5 protein-coding genes and 2 pseudogenes are annotated in these 7,082 nt (G+C 61.7%); all 7 read right to left on the bottom strand.

Going from position 1 to position 7,082, the window contains the following annotated elements; all coding sequences use genetic code 11:
- Positions 1 to 33: 33 nt before the first annotated feature.
- Complete coding sequence (gene hutH, locus HX873_RS26175; RefSeq protein ID WP_177123415.1) at positions 34 to 1,572, bottom strand: histidine ammonia-lyase; 1,539 nt, start codon at positions 1,570 to 1,572, stop codon at positions 34 to 36.
- Between the two features lie 114 nt (positions 1,573 to 1,686).
- Complete coding sequence (gene hutH / locus HX873_RS26170; protein ID WP_003209264.1) at positions 1,687 to 3,210, bottom strand: histidine ammonia-lyase; 1,524 nt, start codon at positions 3,208 to 3,210, stop codon at positions 1,687 to 1,689.
- A gap of 146 nt (positions 3,211 to 3,356) precedes the next feature.
- Positions 3,357 to 4,181, bottom strand: coding sequence for a glycine betaine/L-proline ABC transporter ATP-binding protein (locus HX873_RS26165; RefSeq protein ID WP_003209262.1), 825 nt, complete (start codon positions 4,179 to 4,181; stop codon positions 3,357 to 3,359).
- Positions 4,178 to 5,029, bottom strand: a complete 852-nt coding sequence (locus tag HX873_RS26160; protein WP_003209260.1) for a proline/glycine betaine ABC transporter permease — start codon at positions 5,027 to 5,029, stop codon at positions 4,178 to 4,180. Before HX873_RS26160 ends, HX873_RS26165 begins: the two co-directional genes overlap by 4 nt.
- A 71-nt stretch (positions 5,030 to 5,100) precedes the next feature.
- A pseudogene (locus tag HX873_RS26155) lies at positions 5,101 to 5,248 on the bottom strand (histidine ABC transporter substrate-binding protein); the annotation flags it as partial.
- Positions 5,235 to 6,674, bottom strand: coding sequence for a cytosine permease (locus HX873_RS26150; RefSeq protein WP_087692903.1), 1,440 nt, complete (start codon positions 6,672 to 6,674; stop codon positions 5,235 to 5,237). The gene HX873_RS26150 and the pseudogene HX873_RS26155, both read right to left, overlap by 14 nt.
- A gap of 142 nt (positions 6,675 to 6,816) precedes the next feature.
- Positions 6,817 to 7,082, bottom strand: a pseudogene (locus HX873_RS26145) (urocanate hydratase); the annotation flags it as partial.

The raw sequence follows: 7,082 nt of genomic DNA, 5'->3' as shown, positions 1-7,082 counted from the left end.
AGCTCCCTCGCCACAAAGAGGGGTTCGATGTCCTTAGAGGCTCGGCAGCAGTTTCGCCGGCACCAGCTCGTTCAGGCAACGCGTTGCCAGCAGCTCACTGGCGGCATTGATGTCCGGCGCAAAGAAGCGGTCCTTCTCATAAAACGCGACTTTGCTGCGCAGGATCCCGCGCGCCTTTTCCAGCGCCGGCGAGGTTTTCAAACCATTGCGCAGGTCCAGGCCCTGGCAAGCCGCCAACCATTCCACCGCCAGCACACCGCGGGTGTTCTCGGCCATTTCCCACAGGCGCTTGCCCGCCGCCGGGGCCATCGACACGTGGTCTTCCTGGTTGGCTGACGTCGGCAGGCTGTCGACGCTATGGGGATGCGCCAGTGCCTTGTTCTCGCTGGCCAATGCCGCCGCCGTCACCTGGGCGATCATGAAGCCGGAGTTCACACCGCCATTGCCCACCAGGAATGGCGGCAGTTGCGACATGTGCTTGTCCATCATCAACGAGATGCGACGCTCGCTCAGGGAGCCGATTTCCGCGATGGCCAGCGCCATGTTGTCCGCCGCCATGGCCACCGGTTCGGCGTGGAAGTTGCCACCGGAAATCACGTCACCTTCAGCCGCGAACACCAGCGGGTTATCCGACACGGCGTTGGCTTCCACCACCAGTACTTCGGCCGCCTGGCGGAACTGGGTCAGGCAGGCGCCCATGACTTGTGGCTGGCAACGCAGGGAGTACGGGTCCTGGACCTTGTCGCAGTTCTCGTGGGATTGCGACACTTCGCTGCTTTCACCCAGCAGGGCGCGATAAGCGGCCGCAGAGTCGATCTGGCCGCGTTGGCCCCGGGCAGCGTGAATGCGTGCGTCGAACGGCGAGCGCGAACCCAGCACGGCTTCCACCGTCAGGGCGCCACAGGCCAGGGCACCGGCGAACAGATCTTCGCCCTCGAACAGCCCACGCAATGCATAAGCGGTGGAAACCTGGGTGCCGTTGAGCAGCGCCAGGCCTTCCTTGGCCGCCAGGGTCAGCGGCGTCAGGCCGGCAACTTTCAGCGCTTCGGTAGCTTCCAGCCATTTGCCTTTGTAGCGAGCCTTGCCTTCGCCCAACAGCACCAGCGACATGTGGGCCAATGGCGCCAGGTCACCGGAGGCGCCCACCGAACCCTTCAGCGGAATGTGCGGGTAGACCTCGGCATTGATCAGGGCGATCAGCGCGTCGATGACCTGCCGGCGAATCCCGGAAAAGCCCCGGCTCAGGCTGTTGACCTTGAGCACCATGACCAGCCGTACCAGCGCATCGCTGATGGGCTCACCGACGCCGGCGGCGTGGGACAGCACCAGGGAACGCTGGAGGTTTTCCAGGTCTTCGCTGGCAATGCGGGTCGAGGCCAGCAGGCCGAAACCGGTGTTGATGCCGTAGGCGGTGCGGTTCTCGGCGAGAATCTGCTCCACACAGGCGACACTGGCTTCGATCTGGGCCGAGGCGCTGTCATCCAGACTGAGGGTTACCGGCTGCTGGTAGATGGCCCGCAGTTGGGCAAGGCTCAGTTGGCCTGGAATCAGGTTTAGCGCAGTCACATTCATGCTCCTTTTGAGAGTGTTGTTAACTACCAGTCGCTCCGGATGCTTCCGTTATCCGCCGCTGTGCTCTTTTAGAGGATCAGTCGGCTTGGCACGCTGGTTATTGTTGGGAAAAGGTCAGTGCAAATTCGGTAGCGTGCGTTGCAGTAAATCGGCGTCCTTGAGCAACGCGGCGGTGGCTGCGATGTCTGGCGCCAGCCAGCGGTCCTGGTCGTAGGCCGGGACGTGTTCGCGCAGCAAACGCCAGGCGGCATCGGTGCCGGCGCCGAAGCGTTGCTCCTGGAGGAACTCGAACGCCTGGGCCGCCAGCAAGTACTCGATGGCGAGGATCTGGGTGACGTTTTCCAGCACCGAATACAGCTTCAGCGCGGCGTTGGTGCCCATGCTCAGGTGGTCTTCCTGCAGGCCCGAGGTGACGAAGTTGTCGAGCACCGCCGGTTGCGCCAACTGGCGGTTTTGCCCGCACAGCGAGGCGGCGACGTACTGCACGATCATCATCCCGGAGTTGACCCCGGGGTTGCTTACCAGGAACGCCGGCAAACCACTGACGTGCGGGTTGATCAGACGGTCCAGGCGACGCTCGGCGATGGAGCCGATTTCGGCCATGGCGATGGCCAGCATGTCTGCCGCCAGGGCCACGGACTGCCCGTGGGGATTGGCCTGGGACACCACGCGGTAGTTGTCTGGCGTGCCGAGCACCAGCGGGTTATCGGTGGCGCCGTTGAGTTCGGTTTCGATCTGCCGGGTGGCGTGTTCCAGTTGGTCGCGGGCGGCGCCGTGCACCTGGGGAATCGAACGGATGCTCAGGGCGTCCTGGGTACGAATGCCTTTGCTGCTGGCGATCACTTCGCTGCCGTCCAGCAACGCGCGCAGGTTGATGCCCACTTGCTGCATGCCCGGGTGCGGCTTGAGCGCGATGATTTCTTCGTCGAAGGCGTCGATCTGGCCGCGCTGGCCTTCGAAGCTCATGGCACCGATCACGTCGGCCCATTGCAGCAGGCGGTGCGCATCGGCCAGGGCCAGGCTGCTGAGGCCGGTCATGCACGGCGTGCCGTTGACCAGGCACAGCCCGTCCTTGGCGCCAAGCACTACCGGCTGCAAACCTTCTTCAGCCAGCGCCTGGTGTGCGGGAACGATACGGCCTCGATAGCTGACGTCGCCGACGCCGAGCAAGGCGACGCCAATGTGCGCCATGTGGGTCAGGTAACCCACGGACCCCTGGGACGGCACTTGCGGCGTGATGCCATGGTTGAGCAGCCCCAGCAGCGAATGCACCACCTGCGGATGCAAGCCGGATTTGCCGTGGCTGTAGTTAATGATTGCCGCACAAATGATCGCGCGGGTTTGCTCCACACTCAGTGGCGCACCGACGCCGCAGGCATGGCTGAGCAGGGTATTGCGCGACAGCCGGCTCAGTTGTTCGTCCTTGAGCGACACGTTGCACAAGGCGCCCAGGCCGGTGTTGATGCCGTAGGCGCGCTCGCCGCTGGTGACGATGCGCTGGACGATGGCCTGGGCATTGTCGATGCGAGCCCAGGCCTGGCCCGAGAGTTCGAGGATCGCACCGTGGCGAGCCACGGCGACCACGTCCTGCCAACGCATCGGGGCGTCGGCGATGATGATTTTTTCAGCCTGGGACATCGTTGACCTCTTCATGAAATTCGCAATTGTTGTGCAGCTTCACTGGCCTCATCGCAAGCGAGCCAGCTTCCACAGGGGAAACGCATTCCAAATGTGGGAGCTGGCTTGCCTGCGATAGCCTCAGCCAACTCATCACAAATATCGGATCAAACCACCGCCACCCGCCGCTGGACAAACCGGTTCACGTACTCATCCGCCGGTGAATGCAAAATCTCGCGGGGCGTGCCGACCTGGATCAGCTTGCCGTCCTTGAGGATCGCAATGCGGTTGCCGATGCGCACCGCCTCATCGAGGTCGTGGGTAATGAACACGATGGTCTTGTGCAGGGTCTTTTGCAGCTCCAATAACTGGTCTTGCATCTCGGCACGGATCAGCGGGTCGAGCGCACTGAACGCCTCGTCCATCAGGATGATGTCAGTGTCGGCCGCCAGCGCCCGGGCCAGGCCTACACGCTGACGCATGCCGCCGGAAAGTTGATGCGGGTATTTGTTTTCATAGCCCTTGAGGCCCACGGTTTCGATCCAGTGCAGCGCACGCTCGGCGCACACTTGCCTGGTTTCGCCACGCACTTTCAGGCCGTAGGCAACGTTGTCCAGCACACTCTTGTGAGGCAGCAGGCCAAAGCTCTGGAACACCATGCTGATCTTGTGCCGGCGGAATTGGCGCAAGGCTTCCATGTCCAGTTGCAGGATGTCTTCACCGTCCACCAGGATCGCACCGCTGGTAGGGTCGATCAGCCGGTTGAAGTGACGCACCAGGGTCGACTTGCCGGAACCCGACAGCCCCATGATCACGAAGATTTCACCGGTGTCGACGCTCAGGGACAGGTCGTTCACACCCACCACGCAACCGGTCTCGGCCAGCACCTCGTCCTTGCTCTTGCCCTGGCCAATCAACGCCAGTGCATCCTTGGAGCGGTTGCCGAAAATCTTGAATACGTTTTTGACTTCAATTTTGCTGACAGTAGTCATTTGCTCGCCTCATGCCGTGGACGACCATAGGCTTGCGTAATGCGGTCGATGACCACGGCAAGAATCACGATCGCCAGACCGGCTTCAAGGCCGCGTCCAACGTTGAGGGTCTGGATGCCCACCAGTACATCTTCACCCAGGCCACGGGCGCCGATCATCGAGGCGATCACCACCATCGACAGGGCCATCATGGTGGTCTGGTTGATCCCGGCCATGATGCTCGGCAGGGCCAGCGGCAGTTGCACGCCGAACAGTTGCTGCCAGCGGTTGGCACCGAAGGCGTTGATCGCTTCCATGACTTCACCGTCCACCTGGCGAATGCCCAGGTCGGTGAGACGAATCAGCGGCGGTGCGGCGTAGATCACCGTGGCGAAAATCGCCGGGACCTTGCCCAGGCCGAACAGCATCAACACCGGGATCAGGTACACGAAGCTGGGCATGGTCTGCATGATGTCCAGCAGCGGCATCAGCACCGAACGCAGGCGGTTGCTGCGGGCCGACAGAATCCCCAGGGGAATGCCGATCAGCACCGAGATCACCGTGGCCACCATCATCAGCGCCAGGGTTTGCATCAGCTTGTCCCACAGCCCGACCGCGCCCACCAGAAACAGCAGGCCGACGATCACGACGGTGGTGAACCACTTGCGAGTGGCATGCCAGGCAATACCGCCAACAATCAGCAACATCAACCACCAGGGCGCTGCGCGCAGCAAACCTTCCAGGTTAACGATGGCCCACAGCAACGTATCGGAGATGTGCCGGAACACATCGCCGTAGTTGGTCACCAGCGCATCGACCCAACTGTTGACCCAGTCGGCGATGGAAAACGTAAAACTCTCAGGAAACATAGTGTGCTCTCGATCCAGTGGATTGTGGCCGGACGCCCGGTTGCCTGTGGCGGCAACCGGAAACGCTCAACCTACAAGGCCGCGTCGATTTTCTTGGCTGCGTTGTCGCTCACCATGCGTGCCAGAGTTCAGGATGTCCCTTGAGGAAAGTTTTCGCCAGTTTTGCTGTTTCAATTCGCTGTTTGTCATGCGTACCGGGTTCTGGTTAAGCAGGTTGAGCAGCGGCGCCCTGCACATCGGGCAGCACGAGGCGCTCAGGAATCGGGCTGTGCCATTTTTTCGCAGCCCAGTAGTACAACGCCGCCGGCACCACCAGCCCGATGATCCACGAGATATCGGTGTCGCCCAGGCTCGCGACCAGTGGGCCGGTGTAGAAATGCGTCGAGATGAACGGCATCTGAATCAGCACGCCGAACACGTAGATGCTGATGCCCATCAGGTTCCAGCGACCGTAGCGACCGTTGGGGTTGGACAGGGCCGGGATGTCATAGCGCTCTTTGGTGATGCAGTAGAAGTCCACCAGGTTGATCGCACTCCAGGGCGTGAAAAACGCCAGCAGGAACAGGATGAACGCGGAGAAATCCTTGAGGAACGAGTCCTTGCCCAGCAACGCCAGCGCGGCGGCAATCGACACCATCACGAAGATGTACAACAGCCGCGTGCCACTGCCGATATGCCGGCTGCCACGGAAACCACTGATGATTGTCGCGATCGACATGAAGCTGCCGTAGGCGTTGAGGGTGGTGACGGTGACCTTGCCGAAGGCGATGCTGAAATACAGCAGCGCCGCGACGATCCCGGTGCCGCCCAGGCCGACGATAAACGACACTTCGTGGTGAGCGAATTGCGAGCCTGCCAGGGCTGCCGCAAACACACCGAACACCATCGAAGCCTGCGCGCCGATCACCGAACCGAGGCCCACGGCCCAGAAGGTTTTCGAGGCCTGCGTGCTGCGCGGCAAGTAGCGCGAGTAGTCCGCCACATACGGGCCGAACGCAATCTGCCAGGACGCCGAGAGGGAAATCGCCAGCAGGAAACTGCTGAGGGAAAAATGCTTGTTGCCCAGCAACGCACCGATGTCGTTACCGGCCAGCAGCCTGTAGAACAGGTACACGAAGGCAACCACCCCCAGCACGCTGGCGATGCGACCGATGCCGTGGATCACCCGGTAGCCGAAGATCGTAAACACCATGATCAGCCCCGCGAACAATACGATGCCGACCCAGTCTTCAACGTGAAGCAACTGCGCCACCGCCTGCCCCGCCAGCAATGAGCCGCTGGCAGAAAAACCGATGTACATCAGGCACACCAGCACCAGGGGAATCACCGCGCCATACACGCCGAACTGCACGCGGCTGGAGATCATCTGCGGCAAGCCCAGTTGCGGGCCTTGCGCCGCATGCAGGGCCATGACGCCACCGCCCAGCAGTTGACCGATCAACAGACCGATCAACGACCAGAACACATCACCGCCCAGCACCACGGCCAGGGCCCCGGTGACAATCGCAGTGATTTGCAGGTTGGCACCCAACCACAGGGTGAACTGACTCAATAGACGGCCGTGTCTTTCCGCTTCCGGGATGTAGTCGATCGAACGCCTTTCGATCAACGGGGTGGTGCTTGCACGAGCGTCTTTTACTGCCATTTATGTTCAACCTCTGATGGATTGTTTTTGGGTGAAACGCAGATCACATGTGGGAGCGGGCTTGCTCGCGAAAGCGATGGGTCAGCTAACGACTTCAGTGACTGATACACCGCATTCGCGAGCAAGCCCGCTCCCACATTAGTTATTTGATCATCGGGAGATTGAGGCCCTGCTCTTTGGCGCAGTCGATGGCGATCTGGTAGCCCGCATCCGCATGACGCATCACGCCGGTCGCCGGGTCGTTGTGCAGCACGCGCGCGATACGCTCGGCGGCTTCGTCGGTACCGTCGCAGACAATCACCATGCCCGAGTGCTGGGAGAAGCCCATGCCGACGCCGCCGCCGTGGTGCAACGAAACCCAGGTCGCGCCGCTGGCGGTGTTGAGCAAGGCGTTGAGCAGTGGCCAGT

The sequence above is a fragment of the Pseudomonas sp. P7758 genome (assembly GCF_013386485.1).
Classification (GTDB): Bacteria; Pseudomonadota; Gammaproteobacteria; order Pseudomonadales; family Pseudomonadaceae; genus Aquipseudomonas.
The sequence above is the reverse complement of the archived record's forward strand: the minus strand, read 5'-3'. Positions and strand labels throughout refer to the sequence as shown.

What these genes read in the sequence shown, in the direction of transcription:
- HX873_RS26165 (WP_003209262.1), bottom strand. Translation starts at nt 4,181, where the DNA reads ATGACTACTGTCAGCAAAATTGAAGTCAAAAACGTATTCAAGATTTTC.
- HX873_RS26150 (WP_087692903.1), bottom strand. Translation starts at nt 6,674, where the DNA reads ATGGCAGTAAAAGACGCTCGTGCAAGCACCACCCCGTTGATCGAAAGG.
- hutH (WP_177123415.1), bottom strand. Translation starts at nt 1,572, where the DNA reads ATGAATGTGACTGCGCTAAACCTGATTCCAGGCCAACTGAGCCTTGCC.
- hutH (WP_003209264.1), bottom strand. Translation starts at nt 3,210, where the DNA reads ATGTCCCAGGCTGAAAAAATCATCATCGCCGACGCCCCGATGCGTTGG.
- HX873_RS26160 (WP_003209260.1), bottom strand. Translation starts at nt 5,029, where the DNA reads ATGTTTCCTGAGAGTTTTACGTTTTCCATCGCCGACTGGGTCAACAGT.